Origin of the sequence: Aquihabitans sp. G128 (assembly GCF_019048865.1) — a bacterium.
Lineage (GTDB): Bacteria > Actinomycetota > Acidimicrobiia > Acidimicrobiales > Iamiaceae > Aquihabitans.
In genome coordinates this window covers 4307193-4328228 of sequence record NZ_CP077604.1, presented here as the reverse complement: position 1 = coordinate 4328228, position 21036 = coordinate 4307193, and the positions used below count along the sequence as shown (strand labels likewise).

The window sequence follows — 21036 nt, the reverse complement described above, 5'->3', positions numbered from 1 at the left end:
GTCGGCGACTTCCCCATCGTTCGCTCCTCGTCGGCGATCCTCGGCGGCAGCGGGCACGCGGCCGTGCCGAGATGATGTCACACCGACTGCCAATTGTTCAGCCCGCACCTGCCGTCGGCCTGCCCGACCACGGCGTCCCCCTGGCCGCGGACGACCGGGACGATGGGGCGACCTGCGGCTCAGGCCTTGGCGGCGCGGCGGTCCTGCCAGCGCTGGCGGGCCTTGGGCCAGAGGAAGCGGACGAGGCGGCGGATCAGGAAGGCCATGGGCGGCTGCCTACCCCGTGCCGGCGGCCGGGCGAAGCGCCCGACCGCCGTTCACCCGGCCGTGCTCAGGCGTTGACCGGGGCGAGGAGCAGGTCCCGCATGGCGTCGCTGAAGGTCTTCCACTCGCGGATGCCGATGCTGATGTCGTAGTCGAGGACCCGGCCGTCCCGGAACTGCACGTGGATGAGCTGGGCCAGCTTCTGCGGGGCCTCCGCGGTCACCCGGATGTCGTTGCGGTTCCACACCGTCGGCGGGCCGGTGACGACGAACTGGTGGCTCTCCTTGGGGAACTCGAACAGGTGGACCGAGCTGGCGGTCACGGCCACCAGGTCGTTGCGGGACACGGCCAGCCGGTCGGCCACCTTCTTCTTGCGGAACAGCCAGCCGGCCAGGGGCGAGACCATGCCGATGGTCTTGCCGATGCCGTAGTCCTTCATGAGCCCGGCGGTGTAGCCGGGGGTGGCCAGGAAGCCGACGGCCAGGATGGGCTCGGCCACGTGGGGCTGGAGCTGGGCGAGGTAGGTCTGGCGCTGCTCGGCGGGGGTGGGGATCTTCACGGTGGGCTCCTCGGGGTGGGTGCCGACGGGTCCCCGTCGGTCGCTGCACCCAGGAGACCGCGGATCTGCCCGCGGGTCCTGAGCAGCGGTTGCTCAACCCCTCGGGCTGGTTGCTCCGCTCGCGGCCGACACCCGCCCGCGGCGTGCCGAGCCGGACCAGCTCAGGGTCGGTCGACGCGACCGTCGGCGGTGCCGAACCCCTCGCGGGCCTGGCGCTCCGCCAACGGCTCGAGCTCCTGGAAGAGGGTCAGCTGCAGGCCGGCGGGCGCCTCGAGGCGAGCGTTGCTGGACCGCCAGGGCGTCTCGGTGGGCGGGGCCAGCACGGTGGCGCCGCCGGCGATCGCTGCGGCGGTGGCCGCCTCGGCGTCGACCACCTCGAAGGCCAGCCGGACCTTCGGGCTGACGGGGCGACCGACCTCGATGCCGTCGATCATGGCGACCTGGGCGGGGTTGGCCAGCTCCAGCGTGGCCCGACCGGCCTCGAGGATCACCACCCTGGCGTCGCCCTCGCCCTCGAAGGCCGCCTGCTCGGGCAGGCCGATGGCGTCGCGGTAGAAGGCGACGGCGGCGTCGAAGTCCTCGGCTTCGACCACCACCCGGAGCTGCAGCACGGGAGCGGGCGCGTCGGTCATGCCGGCACGGTACGCACCGAGCACCGCCGTCGAGACCTGCCGTTGACAGGCAAGTCTGGACTTGCGTATGGTCCCGGGCGTGGGCGACGTGTTCAGGGCGATCGCCGAGCCCACCCGGCGGGCGCTGCTCGACGAGCTGGCCGAGCGCGACGGCCAGACCCTCTTCGACCTCTGCTCCCGCCTGGCGGTGAAGCACGACCTGACGCCCACCCGCCAGGCCGTCTCGCAGCACCTGGCGGTGCTGGAGGACGCCGGCCTCGTGTCCACGCGCCGCGAGGGCCGCTACAAGTTCCACCGCCTCGACACCCGCCCCCTGCGAGCCATCGCCGAACGCTGGCCCGTCCCGCCCGACGACCCCGACGACCCCGAACCCCGAGAGGACCGACCATGAGGATCAACCTGCTGAGCGTGCTGGTGGACGACCAGGCCAAGGCGCTCGCCTTCTACACCGACGTCCTCGGCTTCCTGCCCAAGGAGGACGTCCCCATGGGCCAGCACCGCTGGCTCACCGTGGTCTCCGCCGAGGAGCCCGACGGCCCGCAGGTGTGCCTCGAGCCCGATGAGCACCCGGCCGCCGGGCCGTTCAAGGCGGCGCTGTTCGAAGACGGCATCCCCTGGACCTCGTTCGCGGTGGACGACGTGGCCGCCGAGCACGAGCGCCTCACCGCCCTCGGCGTGACCTTCACCCAGCCGCCCACCGCGCTGGGCCCGGTCACCATCGCGGTGCTCGACGACACCTGCGGCAACCTCATCCAGCTGGCCGAGGCCACCTGAGCGAGGCGGCCGACCGGCCGAGCCGCCCGTCGACCCTTCCGGCCTTCGCAGCGCACGGAGCCGCCTGCGGGCCGGCACCGCCTCGGCCCCCACGACGATCGACGATGCGTGGCCGCTCAGGCCCGGGCGGGCAGGCGGAACGGGGCCTGGTCCAGCTCGGGGTCCATCCACGTGCCGGCCACCAGGAGGCCGGCGGCCAGGGCGCCGATGGCGTCGGCGCTCTTGGCGGCGTAGCCGTTGCCGCCGGCCGCCACCACCAGGCCGGGGGCGAGGTGGTCGACGGTGGGCAGGCCCGAGGCGGTGTCGGTGATCATGCACGGCTTGGTGGCCCAGGCCTCGGCCCGCACGCGGGGCACGAGGTCCTCCACCAGGCCTCGCAGCTCGGGGAGGAGCTGCTCGTGGGCGTCGCCCGACATCCAGGTCCGGCGCTCGGCGCCGGTGGCGAGCGGCTCCCACTCCCGCAGGGTGGCGCCCAGCTTCAGCTTCACGGTGCCGTCGGGGTACGGCGCCGGGGGCACCTGGTAGAGGTCGCGGAACGACGTGCCGGTGAGGTGCGAGAACACCGACGGCAGCGGGGCCAGCCGCTCCTGCTCGGCGGCGTCGAGGGTGGCCAGCACCACCACCTCGGGACGCACCCGGCCCTCGAACGCCGCACCGGCCGGGCCGACCTCGTCGGTGTGGGCCCCGGTGGCCAGCAGCACGCGGCGCGTCGACCACCACGCCGCCGCTCGTGGTCACCCGCCAGCCGCCGTCGTGGGGCTCGATCGACGCCGCCTCCTCGCGCACCACCTGGGCACCGTGGCGCTCGGCGGCGGCCAGCTGCGCCCGCAGCATGCGACGGGGGTCGACGTAGCCGGCCGGTCCGGGCTCGGCGATCACGGTCGAGCCGGCGGGCACGGCGAGCAGGCCGCCGGGCAGCACCACCTCGCCGCCCAGCCCCTCGCCCAACCCGTCGGCCACCGGGTCGAGGACCCGGTGCTCGGCGCCGACCCGGGTGCCCACGTCGTGCAGCCGGGCGATGTGGGCGGGGTCGGTCGAAGCGAAGACGATGCCGGCCGGGACGTGGAAGTCGATGCCGCCGTCGGCCGCCACCCGGGGGTACTCGGCGATGGCCCGCACCGCGAGCTCGGCCCACTCGAAGCGGGCGTCGAGCTTGCGGGTGATGCGGCCGGAGTCGTAGTGGCTGGCGAAGACCCCCCGGTGCTCGGACCAGTCGACGGGCTCGGCCGGGCCCACGCCCACCACGTCGACGCCGTCAGTGGCCAGGTGCCGCAGCGCCCCGGAGCCGATCAGCCCCAGCCCCACCACCACCACGTCGGCCCGGACCACCCCGTTCTCCATCGGGCGAAGGTACCGCCGGGGCGACCGGCGGCCTCAGTCCCGGGGCGTGGGGACGGTGACCTCTTGGACCAGCCAGAGGTTGCCGTCGGGATCGGCGAAGTCCAGGAACGTGCCGTAGCTGGCCCGGTTCGGGTCGAGGCCGGGCTGCTGGCCCTCGGGGCCGAAGTGGTACGGCTCGCTGGCGGGCACGCCCCGGCCCACCAGCTCCTCGCGGGCCGCCACGATGTCGGTGACCACCAGGTGGAGGCCCTTGAGCGAGCCCGGCTCCATGGCCGAGATCCCGGTGCCGATGCTGATCGAGCAGCCCGAGCCCTTGGGGTGCAGCTGCACCACGCGGAAGTCCTCGTCCCGCTTGAAGTCGACGTGGACTTCGAAGCCCACCTGGTCGACGTAGAAGTCCTTGGCCCGGCCCACGTCGGACACCGGCACCACCACCAGCTCGAGCTTGAAGTCCACGATCACGTCTCCTCGTCTGCCCCGGCACGGCTTGCCGGTGGCGCACCCCGTCCAACGTCACGAGCGACGGGGGCTCATCGCGCCCGCGATGATCACCCAGATCGGGGCGGTGGCGAGGGACCCGAGGCGCGGCTGCGGCGTGGGCGGCAGCGGCCGCCACCGTGGTGGCGCGGGCGCCGCCTGACGATCCGTCAGGTCATCGAGTCGGCTGCTCCAGGGCGGCGACCTCCTGCCACGTGCGACCGGAGCGGACGCTCGCGGGCTGGTCGTGCGCCACGTCGGACCCGCGGCGGGCGTGATCGTCGGCACCCTTCACGAGGATCCACTGCGTGCCACCGGTCCGCACCAGCTCGAACCGACCGGCCAGCTTGTGGCCGTCGAGCACGATCGACAGCCGGTCCGGCTCGTCCCGGACGACGTCGGCGGTCCCCTCGTCCCAGATGATCACCGCGCCGGTCCCCCGCCGCCGCCCCTGGTGCACGCCCTCGAACTCACCGGCGGCCAGGTCGTGGTCGTCGACCTGCACGGCGAGCCGCCGCACCCCCGGGTCCATCGAGGGCCCCTTCGGCACGGCCCACGACCGCAGCACGCCGCCGGACTCGATGCGGACGTCGAAGTGCAGCCGCGTGGCGTCGTGCACCTGCACCACGAACCGCTGCGCCACCGGATCGGGACCGGTGGGTCAGGCGCTGGGGACGGGGGTGCGGGCCGGGCGGGGCTGCGGGTTCGTGAACTGCATGGTGTCGTCCTCGATGCTCGAGAGCTTCAGGGCCCGGTAGTCCTTGAGGTAGCTCTGGTGGACCTGCCAGGGCTGCTTGGTCCCCTGCTTCGGCAGCAGGTGGGCGGCCCGTTGCAGGTAGCCCGACGACAGGCCCAGCAGCGGCTCCCGGCTGGCCGACGCGGTGCGGTCGACCGCGGTGGCCTGGCGCAGCCCGGTCTCGCGGAGGTGGTTGAGCACCCGGCACACGTAGTCGCACGTGAGGTCGCACTTCAGGGTCCAGGAGGCGTTGGTGTAGCCGATGGCGATGGCCAGGTTGGGCACGCCCTCGATCATCATCCCCTTGTAGGTGAGGTGGTCCGGGAGCACCACCTGCTCGCCGTCGACCGACAGCTCGATGCCGCCCAGGAACAGGACCTCGAGCCCGGTGGCGGTGACCACGACGTCGGCCGCCAGCTCCTCGCCCGACCGGAGGCGGATCCCCGTGGCGGTGAAGCTGTCGATGTGGTCGGTGACCACCGAGGACGTGCCGGCTCGGATGCTCTTGAACAGGTCGCCGTCGGGCACCACGCAGAGGCGCTGGTCCCACGGGTCGTACTTCGGCGTGAAGTGCTTGTCGACGTCGAAGTCGGCGGGCAGCTGCTCGGTCACGCCCTTGCGCAGCACCTTCTTCATGAAGGCGGGGCGGCGACGGCTGAGCTGGTACGAGAACTGGGTCCCCAGCGCCATCATCCAGCGGATGGCCGGGCCCTGCCAGCGCTTCGGGAGCACCTTGCGCAGCAGGTTGGCGGCGGGGTTCCTGGCCGGGAGCGCCACCACGTAGGTGGGCGACCGCTGGAGCATGGTGACGTGCTCGGCGGTCTTGGCCAGCGACGGGATGAGCGTCATGGCGGTGGCGCCGCTGCCGATCACCACGATGCGCTTGCCGGCGTACTCGAGGTCCTGGGGCCAGGCCTGCGGGTGCACCAGCTCGCCCTGGTAGTCGTCGACGCCGGGGAGCTCGGGCTGGTAGCCGTGGTCGTAGCGGTAGTAGCCGCTGCAGGAGAACACGAAGCCGGCGGTGAGGCGGACGGTCTCGCCGGTGTCGGTGCGCTCGGCGACGACGGCCCAGCGGGCGTCCTCGGTGGACCAATCGAGCGAGGTGATGCGGTGGTGGAAGCGGACCTGCTCGTCGACGTGGGTCTCGGCGGCGGTGTCGCGGATGTACTGCAGGATCGAGGCGCCGTCGGCGATCGACTTGTCGCCGGTCCAGGGCCGGAACGAGTAGCCGAGCGTGAACATGTCGGAGTCGGAGCGGATGCCCGGGTAGCGGAACAGGTCCCAGGTGCCGCCGATGGCGCCGCGGGACTCGAAGATCGACCAGCTCGCCCACGGGCACTTGTCCTGCAGGTACCGGGCGGCGCCGATGCCCGAGAGCCCGGCTCCCACGATCAGGACGTCGAGGTGCTCGTCAGCCATGTCGTTCCTCCACTCGTCGGGCCCCCGCCCCAGGCGGCGACGCTACCCGCCGCCCGGCAACGACCGGTTCACGGAACCCTCACACCCCGGTGCCAGGCTGCGGCCGTGAACCGTCGCCACCGCTGGGCCGCTGCGGCCCTCGCCTGCTCCCTCGCCCTGGTCGCCTCGGCCTGCAGCTCCGACGCCGACACGGCCGCGACCACCTCGACCGGCTCGCCAACTGCACCCACCGCCAGCGGCGAAGCCAGGAGCGACGCCACGGCCGGCCCGACGACACCGTCGAGCACCACCACCGCTCCCGCGCCGGTGGTCGACCCCGACGGCACCACCGTCCGACCTGCGGTCGCGGTGCGGGCGCGGACGGTGGACGCCACGCTGCGGACCCCGGACGGGCGGGAGCGCACCTACCACCTGCACGTCCCGCCAGCTGTCCGGGCCGGCACCGACGGGCCGAGGGTGCCACTGCTCGTCGCCCTCCACGGAGGGACCGGCTCGGGCCTCCAGTTCGAGCGGAGCTCGGGGTTCAGCGGGCTGGCGGAGGCCAACGACTTCATCGTCGCCTACCCCGACGGCATCGGTGCCGGTGCGCGCGGCACGGACCTCCGCACGTGGAACGGCGGGGCGTGCTGTGGCCCAGCGGTGAGGCAGGACGTCGACGACGTCGCCTTCGTCCGCCTGCTCATCGACCGCGTCGAGGCGGAGTACCCCGTCGATGCCGACCGGGTGTTCGCGGCCGGCCACTCCAACGGCGGCATCCTCGCCTACCGCCTGGCCTGCGAGCTGGCCGATCGCGTGGCGGCGATCGGCGTGCAGTCGAGCGCCTTGGAGCTCGACGGCTGCCGCCCCTCGCAGCCGGTGTCGGTCCTCCACATCCACGGCAGCGGCGACCAGAACGTGCCGATCGACGGCGGGATCGGTCCGAACGCCATCAGCGGCGTGGCGTTCCAGCCACCGATCGACGGGGTGACGACGCTGGCCGCAGCGGACGGCTGCCCCGACCATCCGGAGGTGACGACCGATCCCGCCAACCCCGACCTCACCATCCGATCGTGGACGCCGTGCGGTGACGACACCGAGGTGGCCTTCCTCGAGGTCGCCGGCGCCTCGCACGCCTGGATGGGCCACCCCGGCGGGGGCTCCGGCAAGGTGGGCCCGGTCTACGAGGACCTCGACTCGAGCCTCCAGATCTGGGACTTCCTCAGCCGGCACGGGCGGCGCTGACGGCCGCCGCCAGCTCCTCGGCCATGAGGTCGGCGTTGATGGCGGCGCCCGCCATCATGGCGGCCGCAGCAGACGTGATGACCTGGGCCATGGGGTCGGTCACGTTGCCGGCCACCCACACGCCGTCGACCGCGGTCTTGCCCATGGCGTCCGACGGCACCATCGTCGCCAGGTCGGCGCCGAGGGGGTGGGGCGTCACCTCGAGCCCGAGCAGGCCGAGCACCTCGCCCCGGGCTTCCAGCCGGGACGCGGTGGCCACCGCCACGCGGGGCACCACCTCGCCGGTGGCCACCCGCACGCCGGCGAGCCGGCCCGAGCCATCGCGCTCCAGGGCCACCACCTCGTCGTCGACCACCCGGATCCCCCGCGCCGCGAGCTGCTCGGCCTGCTCGTCGGTGAGCGCCGGGGCCCGGTGGCGGAACAGCACGATGTCGTCGGACCACTGGCGGAACATCAGCGCCTGGTGCACCGCCATGGCGTTCTGACCGAGGACGCCGATGGGCTCGTCCTGCACCTCCCAGCCGTGGCAGTACGGGCAGTGGATGACGTCGGTGCCCCACAGCTCGCGCAGGCCCGGGATGTCGGGCAGCACGTCGACCAGCCCGGTCGTCACCAGCAGCTTCTTGGCCCGGGTGCGGCGGCCGTCGGCGAGCTCGACGGCGAAGCCGCCTTCGACGCGGTCGAGCGCCACGACCGTCCCGTGGGTGACGCGGCCGCCGTAGCGGCGGACCTCGTCGCGGCCGATCGCCACCAGCTCCTGCGGGCTGATGCCGTCCCGGGTGAGGAACACGTGGACGCCCTCGGCCGGCGCGTTGCGGGGCTGGCCGGCGTCCACCACCAGGACCCGCCGTCGGGCTCGGCCCAGCGACAGCGCCCCGCTCAGCCCGGCGGCGCCCCCGCCGACCACCACCACGTCGTAGCCCTCGGCCAGCTCGCCGGTGTCTCGTTCCTCGTTCGTGCCCTGCGTCGCGTCCATGCGAGCACCGTACGGAGGCCCGTCGCCAAGCGCACCAGGCCTTGCCGAAGAGGCAAGACTCCACCGATGTCGCACACGGGTCGGGGCGCGCCGGTGGGCCGGTCCGAGGACCGGCCCACCGGGCGTCGCGTTCGCCGGCCGAGGCTCAGCAGGTGACGGTGAGGGAGAAGTTGGTGTCCCCGTAGGCGCCGGCAGCGGTCACGTTGCGGAGGTAGATGGCGGCGTGGTTGCCGATGATCTCCGAGCCGCCCGAGTAGAAGGAGGTCTCGGCGGTGACCTGGATGGCACAGCCCTCCATGTTCTGGCTGAAGTTCACGGTGTAGGCCCCGAGCGAGTCCCGTGAGGCGCTGGTGACGGTGCTCGAGTGGCTGCCGAGGTTGCCACCGGAGGAGATGACCGCGGCGATCGGCTCGACGTAGTAGCCGGTGACGTCGATGACGATGTCGGTGGCCTTGCCGAAGCCCTTGATGTCCATGCCGCCGTTGATCGGCACGGTGGCGCCGGTGGTGATGCCGCCCCCGCCGAGCTTGGTCCAGTTGAGGACGGTGGCGGTGGGCTCGGACCCGCCGAAGGCCCAGGCCCGCAGGTAGCCGGCGCCGGCCGCCTGGGTGGAGGTCAACGAGACGACGGCAGCCGCCGCGTTGCTCGGGACGCCGCAGCCGCCGGCGTGGCCGCCCTGGGCCGGGAAGGCCGACGTGCCGGCCACGGTGATGAGCCGGGGCTGGCCGGGCTGCAGCTTGCCGGCGCTGGCGGAACGGGTGTCGGCGATGCGGCACGGGGCCACCGAGACGAACTCCCGCTGGACGGGGATCGAGGTGCCGTTGGCCCGGGTGTCGACCGGGGCGGGCTGCTGCTCCACCGGCGTCTCGCCGCCGGCGCCGAAGGCCGAGGCGGCGGTCACGCCGCCGAAGGCGACGAGGGCGACCACCGCGGTGGCGACGAGGGAACGGGTGCGGTTCTTCATGGGGAGCTCCAGCTGCGGCGGCGGGAGCTTCCCGCCTCGAGGCGAGAGCACCATCTCCCGGAACGGCGGCGAGCGACTGAGCAGCCGCTGCTCAACCTGGCGGCGGCGTTGCTCGGTCCACCCCTGCCGACCGGCGCCTCAGTCGTCGGCCATGCGGGTGTGGACCCATCCCAGGATCGACGCCGCGTAGTCGGCGGGCCACGGCGCCAGGGTGTTGGTGAGCCCGGCCTTCCCGGTCGACACGTGGGTGGCACAGGAGCCGGGCTGGTCCGCCGGGCTCACGCACAGCCGCATGGACCGGGAGCGGGAACCGGCGCCCTGGCCGAGGATGGCGGCCCGCACCCGGGCGTGCACGCAGTCGGCCGAGCCCAGGGTGGCGTGGGACCCGTCGGGCATCGGGCACGACATCGGCCGCTGCCCGCAGACGTTCGGGTCGCCGATGCTGTACACGTCGACGATCGGCACGGTCAGCCGACCCTCGGCGATCAGCAGGTCCGGCTGGTTGGCCGGGTCGGTGATGTCGGTGTGCAGGCGCTTGGGGATCTCGGTGCGGGCCTCGGTGGTGCGCCCGCACTCGGGGTCGTCGCCCATGGCCGCCAGCCACTGCGCGTTGAGCACCCCGGAGTCGGCCACCACGCCGGTGGGGGAATGCCCTGCTCCTGGAGCGACCATGCCACGTGGTAGCTGCCATAGGAGCCGGCGCTGCCGCCGTGGAGGAAGTAGTCGCTCGTCGGGTACGCCCCGAGGGTGAACTGCACGGCTGCCTTGGTGGCGTAGAGGCCGTTGACCGTGCGGGGCCCGCCGCCGGGGATGGTGCCGGGGTTGTTCGGGTCCGGGATGTCGGCGCCGCCGTAGATGTCGTGGTCGCACATGCTCACCGTCAGCAGCCGGAAGCCGGCGGCGTCGGCCCGCACGTCGTCCACCAGGGCACCGTTGAGCTGGCTGCGCTGGGTGGCCGGGCCCTCCTCCACCTTCTGCTTGGTGTTGGGCACGACCACGCCGGCCGAGGTGAAGTAGCCCACCCCGCCGCCGTGCATGCGCACCCAGAGCGGCCGGCTGGCGGTGGGCGACGAGCCGACCCGGGTGGCGATGGTGAACGTCTGGTACCCGCTCACCGCGCAGGGGTACGCGGTGTTCCGGTAGAAGTCGTAGCGCCAGCCGTCGACGGTGCTGGTGGACACCTTGGTGATCGAGCTGGTGCGGCCGCCCGCGTCGAAGGCGGGCTGGCAGGCGGCCAGGCCCAGCACCGCGAGGGTCGTCACGAGGAGGAGGCCGGCGAGGCGGCGTGGGAGCGTGGTCATGTCGCGCACCGTACGCAGCAGGTGTGAGCGATCCGTGAGCCGCTCCCCCGTCCGCCCGTCGCTCCCCGAGCATGGCCGGGGAGCGTCTGCCAGACTTGACCCGCGGGTCAAGATTCGCCCCCGCAACCCTTCCTGACGCCCCCGACCGAGGCCGGAGCAGCCACCGATGAGCACCACCGTCGACAAGGACGCCCTCAAGGAGAAGTACGCCGAGGAGCGGGCCAAGCGGCTGCGGCCCGACGGCAACGACCAGTACCTGCGGCTCACCGGCCAACTGGCCCACTACCTGGACGACCCGTACACCCCCGTCGCCGAGCGCGAGCCCGTGACCGACCACGTGACCGTCGCCTTCATCGGCGGCGGCTTCGCCGGCCTGGTCACCGGGGCCCGGCTGAAGGAGGCCGGCGTCACCGACGTGCGCATCGTCGAGAAGGGCGGCGACTTCGGCGGCACCTGGTACTGGAACCGCTACCCCGGCGCCCAGTGCGACACGGCCTCCTTCGTGTACATGCCGCTGCTCGAGGAGACCGGGCACATGCCGTCGGAGAAGTACGCCCACGCGCCGGAGATCCTGGAGCACTGCCAGCGCATCGGCCGCCACTTCGACCTCTACGACGACGCCCTCTTCCACACCGAGGTCACCGACCTCGAGTGGGACGAGGCCCGCACCCGCTGGATCGTGCGCACCAACCGCGGCGACGCGTTCACCGCCTCCTTCCTCGCCATGGGCACCGGCCCGCTCCACGTGCCCAAGCTCCCCGGCATCCCGGGCATCGAGGACTTCGCCGGCCACTCGTTCCACACCAGCCGGTGGGACTACGAGTACACCGGCGGCGACCCGTCGGGCGCACCGCTCGACGGCCTGGCCGACAAGCGGGTGGCCATCATCGGCACGGGCGCCACCTCCGTGCAGTGCGTGCCCCACCTGGCCCGGGCCTGCGAGGAGCTCTACGTCTTCCAGCGCACGCCCTCGTCGGTCGACGTGCGGGCCAACCGTCCCACCGACCCCGAGTGGTTCAAGGAGATGGCCACCCCGGGCTGGCAGCAGCGCTGGCTGGAGAACTTCACCGCCAACCAGACCGGCGGGCTGGCCACCGAGGACCTGGTGATGGACGGCTGGACCGACCTCTCCACCCGCATCCGCAGCCGCATCGCCGCCCTGCCGCCCGAGGAGCAGACGCTCGAGGGGATGCTGGCGGCCTACGAGGATTCCGACTTCGAGAAGATGGAGGAGATCCGGGCCCGGGTCGACTCGATCGTCACCGATCCCGAGACCGCCCAGGGGCTGAAGGCCTGGTACCGCCAGCTGTGCAAGCGGCCCTGCTTCCACGACGAGTACCTCGACGCCTTCAACGAGCCGGGCACCCACCTCGTCGACACCGACGGGCAGGGCGTCGAGCGCATCACCGAGCGGGGCGTGGTGGTGGCCGGCCGCGAGTACGAGGTCGACTGCATCATCTACGCCTCGGGCTTCGAGGTCGGCACCGAGTACACCCGCCGGGCCGGCTACGACCCCGCCGGCGTCGACGGCGTCCGCCTGTCGGAGCACTGGGCCAAGGGCATGCGGACGATGCACGGCATCCACGTCCACGGCTTCCCGAACCTGTTCATCGTGCAGCCCACCCAGGGCGCCAACCTGATCTCGAACGTGCCCCACAACCTCACCGAGTCGGCCCGCACCATCGCCACGATCGTGGCCCACGCCCTCGGTGAGGGCGCCGGGCGGGTGGAGGTCACCGCCGAGGCCGAGGAGGCGTGGCTCGACCTGCTGCGCTCGGGCCCGGGCCGCTCCCTGTCGTCGCCCGACTGCACCCCCGGCTACTACAACAACGAGGGCCGGCCGGCCGACAGCGACCACGCCCTGTTCGTCGGCCACCCCGAGGGCGCCGTCGCCTTCTTCGCCCTCATCGACCGCTGGCGCACCGACGGCCACTTCACCGGCCTCGCCATCACCTGACCGCCACCGTCGCCCCCCACCCCTCGAACCTGTCGCAGTTGTCGACCAGGGGTGCAGGCAACTGCGACAAGTTCGTGGTCCACGTGGCCACCCGGGCCGGCACCGCACGGCCCCACCCCTCGAACTTGTCGCAGTTGTCGACGAGGGGTGCAGGCAACTGCGACGAGTTCGGGGGTTCGCCGCCACCGCGGCTTCGTGAACCGGTCACGAGGTGACCGGTTTGGGGGCGCAGGGTGGGGGCATGTCCAGCGCCACCACCGCCCCGTCCACCGCCGTCGAGCTCCCGTGCACCGGGGCGTTCTCGCTGGAGGAGGTGGCGTCGATGGGCTTCGGGCACCGCCACGACGAGCGGTTCGACGGGACCATGCGGCTGGCGTTCTGCCTGGACTCGCTCGACGGGCACGGCGCCGTCGAGGTCACCCAGGTCGACGGGGCGGTGCGGGCCAACGTGGTGGCCGGCCCGTTCGAGGTGGTGGCCCGCCAGACCGCCCGGATCCTGTCGCTCGACCACGACGGCGCCGGCTTCGACGACGTGGGCCGGCGCGACCCCGTGATCGGTCGGCTCCAAGCGGCGGCGCCGGGGCTGCGGCCGCCGCTGTTCCACTCGCCCTACGAGGCGGCGGCGTGGTCGGTCCTGTCGGCCCGCCGGTCGGGCAAGCAGATGGCGAAGGTGCGGCAGCGCCTGAGCGAGGAGCACGGCGCCACCTTCGAGCTGGCCGGCCGGCGAGCCGCGGCGTTCCCCACGCCCGAGCAGCTCCTGGCGGTCCAGGCGTTCCCCGGGCTCGACGCCAAGGTCGACCGCCTCCACGGCGTGGCTCGTGCCGCGCTCGACGGCCAGCTCGACGTCGACCGCCTCCAGCGGCTCGGCCCCGAGGCCGCCATCGCCGACCTCCAGTCGATCCCGGGCATCGGCCCCTTCTACGCCATGCTCATCGTCGTCCGCGGCACCGGCTTCGCCGACGTGCTGGCCACCGCCGAGCCCCGGCTCCTGGCCCTCGTCGGCGAGCTCTACGGCCTCGGCCACCCCGCCACCCCCGACGAGCTGGCTCGCATCGCCGAGCCCTGGCAGCCCTACCGCACCTGGGCCAGCGTCCTCGTCCGCGCCGCCGCCCACCGCCTCTGACCCTCGCCCCGCCCCCTCGGAAGGCCCCCGCCCCGCGGAGTTGTTGCCCTTCTGCACCGCCTGCGTGCAGAAGCGCAACAACTTCGCAGGGGACGGCGGGCGGGTGGGGCGCGGAACGCGGGTGGAGCGGGTAGGCCGGGCCCGTGGCTGACCAGCGGTACGAGGTGTTCCGGGGCGAGATCTGCGGGTTCGGGACCGCGTCGGGGCATCGGGTGGTGGTGGGGCGGTGGCCCGACTCGCCGTTCGGGCCCTTCGCCGACGTCATGCACGAGGCACCCGACGGGACCCGCACGCTGCTGGCGCCCACCACCCAGGTGGCCGAGTTCGTGGAGGGCACCTACACGTTCGACCAGGTGCGGATCGTGCCGGTCGTCGCCGAGCGCACCGCAACCACGCTGCACGTCGAGGCGGGGGACCTGGTGGCCGACGTGGGCACCGGGCGGCGGTCGGCCGTCGGGTGGCTGCTGCGCGCCGTCCCCGGCCCGATCGCCCGGTCCACCTGGTGGTGCACGCTGATCGACCCCATCGCCCGGGTGGTCCTGCGCGGCGTCCGCACCCGCGGCACCGCCGGCAACGGCCGCCACGAGTGGTACGGCGCCACCGACCAGCACCAGCTCACCGACGTGCGTGCCACCCTGGCGGGCGACGACCTGGGTGCGCTGGCCGACGTGTGGCCCCCGGTGCGGTTCGGCTTCAGCTCCACGCCCCGCACGCCGAGCATGGTCGCCGTCACCACCACCATCCGCCACGCCGAGCCCACCTGACCGCCCGTCGGTTCGAGACCCACCGCGATCGACCGGACCCACGGCGATCGACCGGATCGAGCGGCCGGCCGTGCCAAGGTGGGCGCCATGGTGACGCCCGAGCCCCCGCCCACCGTCGACGCCCTGCTGTTCGACCTGGGCGGCGTGGTCTTCGGCATCGACTTCGACCGGGCGGTGCGGCACTGGGAGGCCTCCGCCCACCTCGAGCCCGGTGCCCTCGTCGGCCGCTTCACCGTCGACGACGCCTACGAGCGCCACGAGCGGGCCCACCTCGACACCGCCGGCTACCTCGCCCACCTGCGCACCACCCTCGGCGTCGACCTCTCCGACGACGAGCTGGCCGCCGGCTGGAACGACATCTACCTCGGCCCCCTGCCGGGCATGGCCGAGCTGGTGGCCCGGGCGGCGGCCGTGCTGCCGACCTACGCGTTCACCAACACCAACGTGCTGCACCAGAGCGCCTGGGAGCCGCGCTTCGCCGCCGAGCTGGCGGCGTTCCGCCACGTGTTCAGCTCCTCGACGATCGGGCTGCGCAAGCCCGAGGAGGCGGCGTTCCGCCACGTGGCCGACGAGGTGGGCGTCCCGCTCGAGCGCATCCTGTTCTTCGACGACACCGCCGAGAACGTCGACGCCGCCCGAGCGCTCGGCATGCCCGCCGTGCTCGTCCGCTCCCCCGCCGACGTCACCGACGCCCTCGCCGCCCTCGGCATCGACTGACCGCTTGGCCGCCCGCTCGGCCTCTCCCCGGCGGCGCCACGACGGGCTGCCGGCCATGTGGGCCATGGCCTCGACGAACCGGGGTCGACCAGGCGCTTTGCCGCCGCTCCGCCCCCGGACCGCCCGACGGCCTCCGGCCCTCCACCGGGGGAGCGCCCCATCGCCACTCCGCCTAGGAGCGGGGCTCCACCAGGCCCATGGTCATGGCCGAGGCGACGAAGCCCGACTCGTCGTAGATGCGGCCGGTGGAGTGGCCGATGCCGTCAGGGGCGAACGAGGTGCGGACCTCGACGGCCAGCCAGTCGGAGGTGGGCTCGCGCACCACGTCGAGCGACACGTCGGCGTTGATCATCGTCCACGACTCGGGGCCGGCGTGGTTGGCCGAGTTGCTCACGAAGTCGGCTGCCGCGGCCAGCGCCACCACGGCCGGCGTCGGCGTGCCCTCCACCACCGTGGCCCGCAGCCGCAGCCACGTGGTGGTGGGCCAGGCCGGATCGCCGTCGACCGGGGTCCGGGCGTCGTAGGCGCCCATGATCCCGGGCAGCTCGAAGGTGCGGGCCGCCTCGGACCACTTGGGCTCGCCCGGCGGCGGCGGGACCACCAGGGCGGGCAGCGCCGGGTCCTCGGCCACGGCGGGCGACGCCGTCCCCCGCCGCATGCGCAGCGCCCGACAGGCGGCCACGCACACGTCGCCGTCGTACAGGCCGGTGTCCACCACCTGGATGCGCTTGCCCTCGCGGACCACCTCCGTCTGCACGTCCAGCGGGCGGACCGGAGCAGGGCGCAGCAGGTCGAAGGTGCAGCGCACGGTGCGCAGGGGGGGCCAGCGTCGGCACCTGCTCCACCGCCCACGCGAGCAGGGCCGTGGTGGCGCTGCCGGCCTGCGCGCCCGGGTCCCACGGGCCGCCGGTCAGCGCCGTCGGGGCGAACCGCCCGCCCTCGCGGCGGTACAGGACCAGGCCGTCGTCGCCATCCATGCGGGCTCCCGATCTCGAGGGTGCCGCCCCGGGGACGGCCGACCGGCCATCCGCCGGTGCACGGCGGCCCAACGTACCGGCGCCCGCCGCGCTCGCCGATCACCGTGCGGCGGGGCCGGCCCGGCCGGACCGGACCGAGGTCAGTGGGCGGAAGCGTGGCCCTTCGGGCCGAAGGGGGAGGCGGGCCACCACGGTGGCCACGAGGGAGCCGACGGCCATCCCGACCACCGCCGAGATCGCGGTGTTCACCAGCCAGGCCAGCACCCCACCGACGCCGGCCACGCCGTGGACGGCGTGCTCGGCCTCGTGGACGAGGTGGTACGGCCACGCGCAGCCGAGCTCGTCGGCGCCCACCAGCAGGATGTGGCCACCCACCCAGAGCATGGCGGCGGTGCCGATGACCGACAGGGCCGCGAGGAGCTTCGGCATGCCGGTCACCAGGGCCATCCCGGTTCGCTGCGATCGGGGCGACGGGCGCTCGGCGAGCTTCAGCCCGATGTCGTCCATCTTCACGATGAGCGCCACCACGCCGTAGACGGCGACGGTGATGAGCACGCCCACCACGGCGAGGATCACGCCTCGAGACACGACGGGCTCCTCGAGCACCTCCTTCAGCGAGATCACCATGATCTCGGCCGACAGGATGAAGTCGGTGCGGATGGCCCCGGTGATCGTGCGCTCCTCGGCCTCGGGCCCGTGCTCGGCGGCCGGCGCGCCGTGGTCGTGGTCGTCGTGGCGTAGCGCGCCGATCACCTTGTGGGCGCCTTCGTAGGCGAGGAAGCACCCGCCGAACATGAGGATGACCTCCACCACGGTGGGGGCGATCTCGCTCAGCAGCAGCGCCGCCGGCAGGATCATCAGGAGCTTGTTGCGCAAGGACCCGAGGGCGATGCGCCTGATGATGGGCAGCTCGCGGTCGGCGGCCAGGCCCCGCACGTAGGCCGGGGTCACGGCGGCGTCGTCGACGACCACGCCGGCGGCCTTCAGGCTGGCCCGGCCGGCGGCCACCCCCACGTCGTCGACCGACGCGGCGGCCAGCTTGGCCAGCGCGGCGACGTCATCGAGCAACCCGACCAGACCGCCTGCCATGCGCCAACCTCACCTGCTCGTCGGAGGTGGAACCCTACCGAACGGCCGGCGGGGGCTGGTCCGGCCCGGCGTGCTCAGCCCTCGTCGGCGTACCGGGCGAAGGCCTCGGGCGGCGCCCAGCGGCTGTAGGTGGGCGACTGGGGCCAGCCCTCGGGCGAGTCCTGCCACTCCTCCTGGCGCCCGTAGGGCAGCAGGTCGATCAGCGGGAAGCTGTGGCTGACCTGCTCGGTGCCGCGCCCCTGGGTGTTGTAGGTCCGGTAGACGTTGTCGCCATCGCGCAGGAAGACGTTGAGCTGGAAGCCACCGCCGAGCGGCGCGCCCACGTCCTCGCCGAACGGGCTGTCCGCCGTGGAGTACCAGTCCATCTTGTTGCCCACCCGCGCCTTGTAGGCGAGGGCCTCGTCGATGGGGCCCTGGGTGACGATCACGAAGCGGGCGTCGTAGCCGTCGAGGAACTCGAGGCGGGTGAACTGGCTGGTGAAGCCGGTGCAGCCCCCGCACTGCCAGGTCTCGCCCGGGAACCACATGTGGTTGTAGACGATCAGCTGGGGCTTGCCCTCGAACACGTCGACCAGGCGCACCGGACCGTCGGCGCCCTCCAGCACGTAGTCGGGCATCGCCACCATCGGCAGCCGCCGCCGGGCGGCCGCGATGGCGTCGAGCTCCCGCGTCGCGGCCTTCTCGCGGGCTCGCAGGTCGGCCAGCTCGGCCTCCCACGTGGCCTGGTCGACGACCGGCGGCAGGGCGGCCGCTCGGTCCGTGGTGGTGGTCTCGTCCGACATGGTGGCTCCTCTCGCGGGCGCGCGGCTGCAGCCCACCCGCTACGACGACGAGCCTGGCGCGAACTCATCGCCGGCGCTCGAACAGCCCGGTGACCGACCCGTCGATCGACGCGACGAAGGCGTCACCAGGAGGCCGACCAGCCCGTCGGCGAGGGCCCCGAAGCCGCCGCTCCGGCCCCGCCAGGACCAAAAGTACACGCAGGTGGGGGGGGCTTGCCGCAAGCGACCGGAGTGTGCTGACACTGCACGCCGCAGGTCGGCCCGGTGGCGGTCGACGCGGACGACGAGGGCCGCCACGGCCCGAAGGACGAGGTGACCGATGCGCAGCGAGGTGCTGGACCTGCACGAGCTCGACGAGGGGCAGCGGGCGCTCGCCGGCGGCAAGGGCGCCGGCCTCGGGGCCCTGGCCGGCATCGACGGGGTGGTCGTGCCGCCCGGCTTCTGCGTGACGACGGACGCCTTCCGGCGGGTGGTCGGCGGCTCCTCCCTCGTCGCCGAGCTGCTCGAGGGGCTGGGAGCGGTCAGCCCTGACGATGGCGACGCGGTCCGGACGCAGAGCGCCGCGGTTCGAGCGGCCGTCGAGGCCACCGTCCTCCCGCCCGACCTGTCCGCCGCCATCACCGCGGCGCTGGCCCACCTGGGCGACGGCACGGCGCTCGCCGTCCGGTCCAGCGCCACGGCCGAGGACCTGCCCACCGCGTCGTTCGCGGGCCAGCAGGACACCTACCTGAACGTCGTCGGCGCCGACGAGGTGCTCCTCCACGTCCGCCGGTGCTGGGCGTCGCTGTTCACCGAGCGAGCGGTCACGTACCGCATCCGCAACGGCATCGACCACCGCACCGTGCAGATGGCCGTCGTCGTGCAGCAGCTCGTGCTGCCCCGGGCGTCAGGGGTGCTGTTCACGGCCGACCCGATCACCGGCAACCGGAAGGTTGCGGCGGTCGAGGCCACGGTCGGCCTGGGCGAGGCCTTGGTCTCGGGACGGGTCGACGCCGACAGCTACCGGGTGCGCGACGGCGCCATCGTCGAGCGGCGCACCGGCCACAAGCAGGTCGCCACCGTCGCGCTGGCGAGCGGAGGGACCGAGGAGCAGGCGGTCGCCCCTGGCGACCAGGCGGTGCCGGCGCTGGCCGACGCCGAGGTCCTGCACCTTGCGGCGCTCGGCCGTCGCATCGAGGCGGCCCTCGGCCGTCCGCAGGACATCGAGTGGTGCCTGGTCGACGACGGCTTCCGGATCGTGCAGAGCCGACCGATCACCACGCTGTTCCCCGCCCCCGCCCCGGCGCCGGCATCGGCCGACGACGCCAACCACGTCTACGTGTCCGTCGGGCACCAGCAGATGATGACCGACCCCATGAAGCCGCTGGGCCTGAACCTCTGGCAGCTCAAGGCCCGCCCGGTGATGCACGAGGCCGCCGGCCGGCTCTTCGTCGACGTCACGCCGATGCTCGCCGCCCCGGCCAGCCGCGCCGCGGTGCTGGGCGCGCTGGGCACGGCGGACCCCCTGGTGGGCGACGCGCTGCAGGCGATCGTCGACCGCGACGGCTTCCTCCCGGAGCCCCCGCCGGCCCCCGATGCCGGTCCCGGTGGTGCTCCGGCCGGCCCGCCTCCCGGGACGGCACCCGACCCGATCGCCACCGATCCCGCGGTTGTGACCGCGCTGATCCAGCAGGCGGAGGCGTCGATCGCCGCGACCGAGCGCGAGATCCGCGGCAAGGCCGGGCCCGAGCTGCTGGCGTTCATCCTCGAGGACATCCAGGAGCTCAAGCGGGTGCTGTGGGACCCGGTGGGCCACCAGGCGCTGATGTCGGGCATGGACGCCGCCGGGTGGCTCAACGAGCACCTGCTCGAGTGGCTGGGCGAGAAGGGCGCGGTCGACACCCTGAGCCAGTCGGTGGCGAACAACGTCACCTCGGAGATGGGGCTGGCCCTGCTCGACGTGGCCGATGCCGTCCGGCCGCACCCGGAGGTGATCGCCTTCCTGGAGGAGGGCCCCGGCGACGACCTGCTCGACCGGCTCCCGGCCCTCGACGGTGGCGATGCCGCTCGCGGCGCCATCGTCGGCTTCCTCGCCCGCTACGGCATGCGGTGCGTCGGCGAGATCGACCTCACCCGACCGCGCTGGAACGAGCGGCCCAGCACGCTGGTGCCGCTGATCCTCGGCAACGTCCGGGCCTTCGAGCCCGGTGAGGGTCGGCGCCGCTTCGAGCAGGGCCGACGGGAGGCCGAGGCCAAGGCCGTCGAGGTGCTGGCTCGCCTGCGCGCCCTGCCCGACGGCGACGCGAAGGCCGACGAGGCGGCCGAGATGATCGCTCGGGTCCGCACGTTCGCCGGCTTCCGCGAGTTCCCGAAGTACGCCATCGTCTGCCGCTCCTGGGTCTACAAGCAGGCGCTCCTGGCGGAGGCCGACCGGCTCGTGGCGGCGGGCCTGCTGCGGGACCGGGAGGACGCCGACTTCCTGTCCTTCGCCGAGCTGCAGTCCGTGGCGGCGGGGACCGCCGTCGACGGCGCCCTGGTCGACCAGCGCAAGGAGGCCTTCGCCACCTACCAGCGCCTCGTCCCGCCGCGCGTGCTGACCTCGGAGGGCGAGGCCGTCCGCGGCACCTACCGCCGCACCGACGTGCCCGAGGGCGCCCTCGTGGGCCTGGCGGTGTCGACCGGCACCGTCGAGGGCCGGGCCCGCGTGGTGCACGACCTGGGCGAGGCCGCCGTCGAGCCCGGCGACATCCTGGTCACCGCCTACACCGACCCCAGCTGGTCGCCGCTGTTCGTGGCCGTCGCCGGCCTGGTGACCGAGGTCGGCGGCCTCATGACCCACGGCGCCGTGATCGCCCGCGAGTACGGCCTCCCCGCCGTCGTCGGCGTCGAGGGCGCCACCCGCCTCATCCGGGACGGCCAGCGCATCCGCGTCCACGGCACCGAGGGCCACGTCGAGCTCATCGACTGAGGCTCGGGCCAGCGAC

21 protein-coding genes and 1 pseudogene are annotated in these 21036 nt (G+C 73.6%); 8 read left to right on the top strand and 14 right to left on the bottom strand.

The features are described from left to right. Positions 1-331: 331 nt before the first annotated feature. A complete protein-coding gene (locus KSP35_RS20710; RefSeq protein WP_216997663.1) occupies positions 332-823 on the bottom strand; it encodes a hypothetical protein in 492 nt (163 codons plus the stop codon). A gap of 161 nt (positions 824-984) precedes the next feature. Further along, a complete protein-coding gene (locus KSP35_RS20705) occupies positions 985-1455 on the bottom strand; it encodes a VOC family protein (RefSeq protein ID WP_216997662.1) in 471 nt (156 codons plus the stop codon). A 67-nt stretch (positions 1456-1522) separates the two neighbouring features. On the opposite strand from KSP35_RS20705, the gene KSP35_RS20700 reads away from it, so the two are divergent. Next, entirely contained in the window at positions 1523-1846 is a 324-nt protein-coding gene (locus KSP35_RS20700) for an ArsR/SmtB family transcription factor (RefSeq protein ID WP_371749001.1), read from the top strand. After that, positions 1843-2229 (top strand): VOC family protein, encoded by a 387-nt coding sequence (locus KSP35_RS20695; RefSeq protein ID WP_216997660.1) that lies wholly within the window; start codon positions 1843-1845, stop codon positions 2227-2229. The genes KSP35_RS20700 and KSP35_RS20695 overlap by 4 nt, the downstream gene beginning before the upstream one ends. 116 nt (positions 2230-2345) lie before the next feature. On the opposite strand, the gene KSP35_RS20690 is transcribed toward KSP35_RS20695, so the two are convergent. The 5 genes and pseudogenes from KSP35_RS20690 to KSP35_RS20670 form a co-directional block, all read right to left on the bottom strand. Further along, positions 2346-2930: an FAD-dependent oxidoreductase gene (locus KSP35_RS20690; protein ID WP_216997659.1), complete on the bottom strand. Its 585-nt coding sequence runs from the start codon at positions 2928-2930 to the stop codon at positions 2346-2348. 73 nt (positions 2931-3003) lie between these two features. After that, positions 3004-3570 (bottom strand): annotated as a pseudogene (locus KSP35_RS26245) (FAD-dependent oxidoreductase); the annotation flags it as partial. Between the two features lie 33 nt (positions 3571-3603). Further along, entirely contained in the window at positions 3604-4026 is a 423-nt protein-coding gene (locus KSP35_RS20680; protein WP_216997658.1) for a VOC family protein, read from the bottom strand. Between the two features lie 196 nt (positions 4027-4222). After that, complete coding sequence (locus tag KSP35_RS20675) at positions 4223-4690, bottom strand: DNA polymerase ligase N-terminal domain-containing protein (RefSeq protein WP_216997657.1); 468 nt, start codon at positions 4688-4690, stop codon at positions 4223-4225. 18 nt (positions 4691-4708) lie between these two features. Continuing rightward, positions 4709-6202: an NAD(P)/FAD-dependent oxidoreductase gene (locus tag KSP35_RS20670; RefSeq protein WP_216997656.1), complete on the bottom strand. Its 1494-nt coding sequence runs from the start codon at positions 6200-6202 to the stop codon at positions 4709-4711. A 105-nt stretch (positions 6203-6307) separates the two neighbouring features. Between KSP35_RS20670 and KSP35_RS20665 the strand changes: the two genes are divergently transcribed. Beyond that, positions 6308-7423, top strand: coding sequence for a PHB depolymerase family esterase (locus KSP35_RS20665; RefSeq protein ID WP_216997655.1), 1116 nt, complete (start codon positions 6308-6310; stop codon positions 7421-7423). On the opposite strand, the gene KSP35_RS20660 is transcribed toward KSP35_RS20665, so the two are convergent. From KSP35_RS20660 to KSP35_RS20645, 4 genes are all read right to left on the bottom strand, one after another. Further along, entirely contained in the window at positions 7401-8399 is a 999-nt protein-coding gene (locus tag KSP35_RS20660; protein ID WP_216997654.1) for an NAD(P)/FAD-dependent oxidoreductase, read from the bottom strand. The genes KSP35_RS20665 and KSP35_RS20660 overlap by 23 nt on opposite strands. Before the next feature lie 145 nt (positions 8400-8544). Further along, the gene (locus KSP35_RS20655; RefSeq protein ID WP_216997653.1) at positions 8545-9363 is read right to left on the bottom strand and encodes a hypothetical protein; all 819 of its coding nucleotides are present in this window, start codon (positions 9361-9363) and stop codon (positions 8545-8547) included. A 138-nt stretch (positions 9364-9501) separates the two neighbouring features. Continuing rightward, complete coding sequence (locus KSP35_RS20650; protein ID WP_216997652.1) at positions 9502-9954, bottom strand: hypothetical protein; 453 nt, start codon at positions 9952-9954, stop codon at positions 9502-9504. After that, positions 9849-10664 (bottom strand): hypothetical protein, encoded by an 816-nt coding sequence (locus tag KSP35_RS20645; RefSeq protein WP_216997651.1) that lies wholly within the window; start codon positions 10662-10664, stop codon positions 9849-9851. The genes KSP35_RS20650 and KSP35_RS20645 overlap by 106 nt, the downstream gene beginning before the upstream one ends. A gap of 166 nt (positions 10665-10830) precedes the next feature. On the opposite strand from KSP35_RS20645, the gene KSP35_RS20640 reads away from it, so the two are divergent. The 4 genes from KSP35_RS20640 to KSP35_RS20625 all read left to right on the top strand — a co-directional run bounded on the left by KSP35_RS20640 (position 10831) and on the right by KSP35_RS20625 (position 15225). Beyond that, complete coding sequence (locus KSP35_RS20640; protein ID WP_216997650.1) at positions 10831-12621, top strand: NAD(P)/FAD-dependent oxidoreductase; 1791 nt, start codon at positions 10831-10833, stop codon at positions 12619-12621. 241 nt (positions 12622-12862) lie between these two features. Continuing rightward, complete coding sequence (locus KSP35_RS20635; RefSeq protein ID WP_216997649.1) at positions 12863-13744, top strand: DNA-3-methyladenine glycosylase; 882 nt, start codon at positions 12863-12865, stop codon at positions 13742-13744. 143 nt (positions 13745-13887) lie between these two features. Beyond that, positions 13888-14508 (top strand): hypothetical protein, encoded by a 621-nt coding sequence (locus tag KSP35_RS20630; protein WP_216997648.1) that lies wholly within the window; start codon positions 13888-13890, stop codon positions 14506-14508. Between the two features lie 87 nt (positions 14509-14595). Then, positions 14596-15225 (top strand): HAD family phosphatase, encoded by a 630-nt coding sequence (locus KSP35_RS20625; RefSeq protein ID WP_216997647.1) that lies wholly within the window; start codon positions 14596-14598, stop codon positions 15223-15225. A 172-nt stretch (positions 15226-15397) separates the two neighbouring features. On the opposite strand, the gene KSP35_RS20620 is transcribed toward KSP35_RS20625, so the two are convergent. From KSP35_RS20620 to KSP35_RS20610, 3 genes are all read right to left on the bottom strand, one after another. Further along, positions 15398-16033, bottom strand: a complete 636-nt coding sequence (locus KSP35_RS20620) for a thioesterase family protein (protein WP_216997646.1) — start codon at positions 16031-16033, stop codon at positions 15398-15400. Positions 16034-16301: 268 nt separating this feature from the next. Continuing rightward, a complete protein-coding gene (locus KSP35_RS20615; RefSeq protein ID WP_216997645.1) occupies positions 16302-17291 on the bottom strand; it encodes a DUF808 domain-containing protein in 990 nt (329 codons plus the stop codon). A 74-nt stretch (positions 17292-17365) separates the two neighbouring features. Beyond that, positions 17366-18073 (bottom strand): DUF899 family protein, encoded by a 708-nt coding sequence (locus tag KSP35_RS20610; RefSeq protein ID WP_216997644.1) that lies wholly within the window; start codon positions 18071-18073, stop codon positions 17366-17368. A 319-nt stretch (positions 18074-18392) separates the two neighbouring features. Here KSP35_RS20610 and rph point away from each other — a divergent pair, with 319 nt between their 5' ends. Next, entirely contained in the window at positions 18393-21020 is a 2628-nt protein-coding gene (rph, locus tag KSP35_RS20605) for a rifamycin-inactivating phosphotransferase (protein WP_216997643.1), read from the top strand. Positions 21021-21036: the final 16 nt, after the last annotated feature.

Excerpts from the sequence above, each read along its gene's own strand:
- KSP35_RS20695 (WP_216997660.1), top strand. The coding sequence starts at position 1,843 with ATGAGGATCAACCTGCTGAGCGTGCTGGTGGACGACCAGGCCAAGGCG.
- KSP35_RS20635 (WP_216997649.1), top strand. The coding sequence starts at position 12,863 with ATGTCCAGCGCCACCACCGCCCCGTCCACCGCCGTCGAGCTCCCGTGC.
- KSP35_RS20650 (WP_216997652.1), bottom strand. The coding sequence starts at position 9,954 with ATGGGCGACGACCCCGAGTGCGGGCGCACCACCGAGGCCCGCACCGAG.
- KSP35_RS20660 (WP_216997654.1), bottom strand. The coding sequence starts at position 8,399 with ATGGACGCGACGCAGGGCACGAACGAGGAACGAGACACCGGCGAGCTG.
- KSP35_RS20670 (WP_216997656.1), bottom strand. The coding sequence starts at position 6,202 with ATGGCTGACGAGCACCTCGACGTCCTGATCGTGGGAGCCGGGCTCTCG.
- rph (WP_216997643.1), top strand. The coding sequence starts at position 18,393 with ATGCGCAGCGAGGTGCTGGACCTGCACGAGCTCGACGAGGGGCAGCGG.
- KSP35_RS20705 (WP_216997662.1), bottom strand. The coding sequence starts at position 1,455 with ATGACCGACGCGCCCGCTCCCGTGCTGCAGCTCCGGGTGGTGGTCGAA.
- KSP35_RS20700 (WP_371749001.1), top strand. The coding sequence starts at position 1,523 with ATGGTCCCGGGCGTGGGCGACGTGTTCAGGGCGATCGCCGAGCCCACC.
- KSP35_RS20610 (WP_216997644.1), bottom strand. The coding sequence starts at position 18,073 with ATGTCGGACGAGACCACCACCACGGACCGAGCGGCCGCCCTGCCGCCG.
- KSP35_RS20640 (WP_216997650.1), top strand. The coding sequence starts at position 10,831 with ATGAGCACCACCGTCGACAAGGACGCCCTCAAGGAGAAGTACGCCGAG.
- KSP35_RS20655 (WP_216997653.1), bottom strand. The coding sequence starts at position 9,363 with ATGAAGAACCGCACCCGTTCCCTCGTCGCCACCGCGGTGGTCGCCCTC.
- KSP35_RS20645 (WP_216997651.1), bottom strand. The coding sequence starts at position 10,664 with ATGACCACGCTCCCACGCCGCCTCGCCGGCCTCCTCCTCGTGACGACC.
- KSP35_RS20625 (WP_216997647.1), top strand. The coding sequence starts at position 14,596 with ATGGTGACGCCCGAGCCCCCGCCCACCGTCGACGCCCTGCTGTTCGAC.
- KSP35_RS20615 (WP_216997645.1), bottom strand. The coding sequence starts at position 17,291 with ATGGCAGGCGGTCTGGTCGGGTTGCTCGATGACGTCGCCGCGCTGGCC.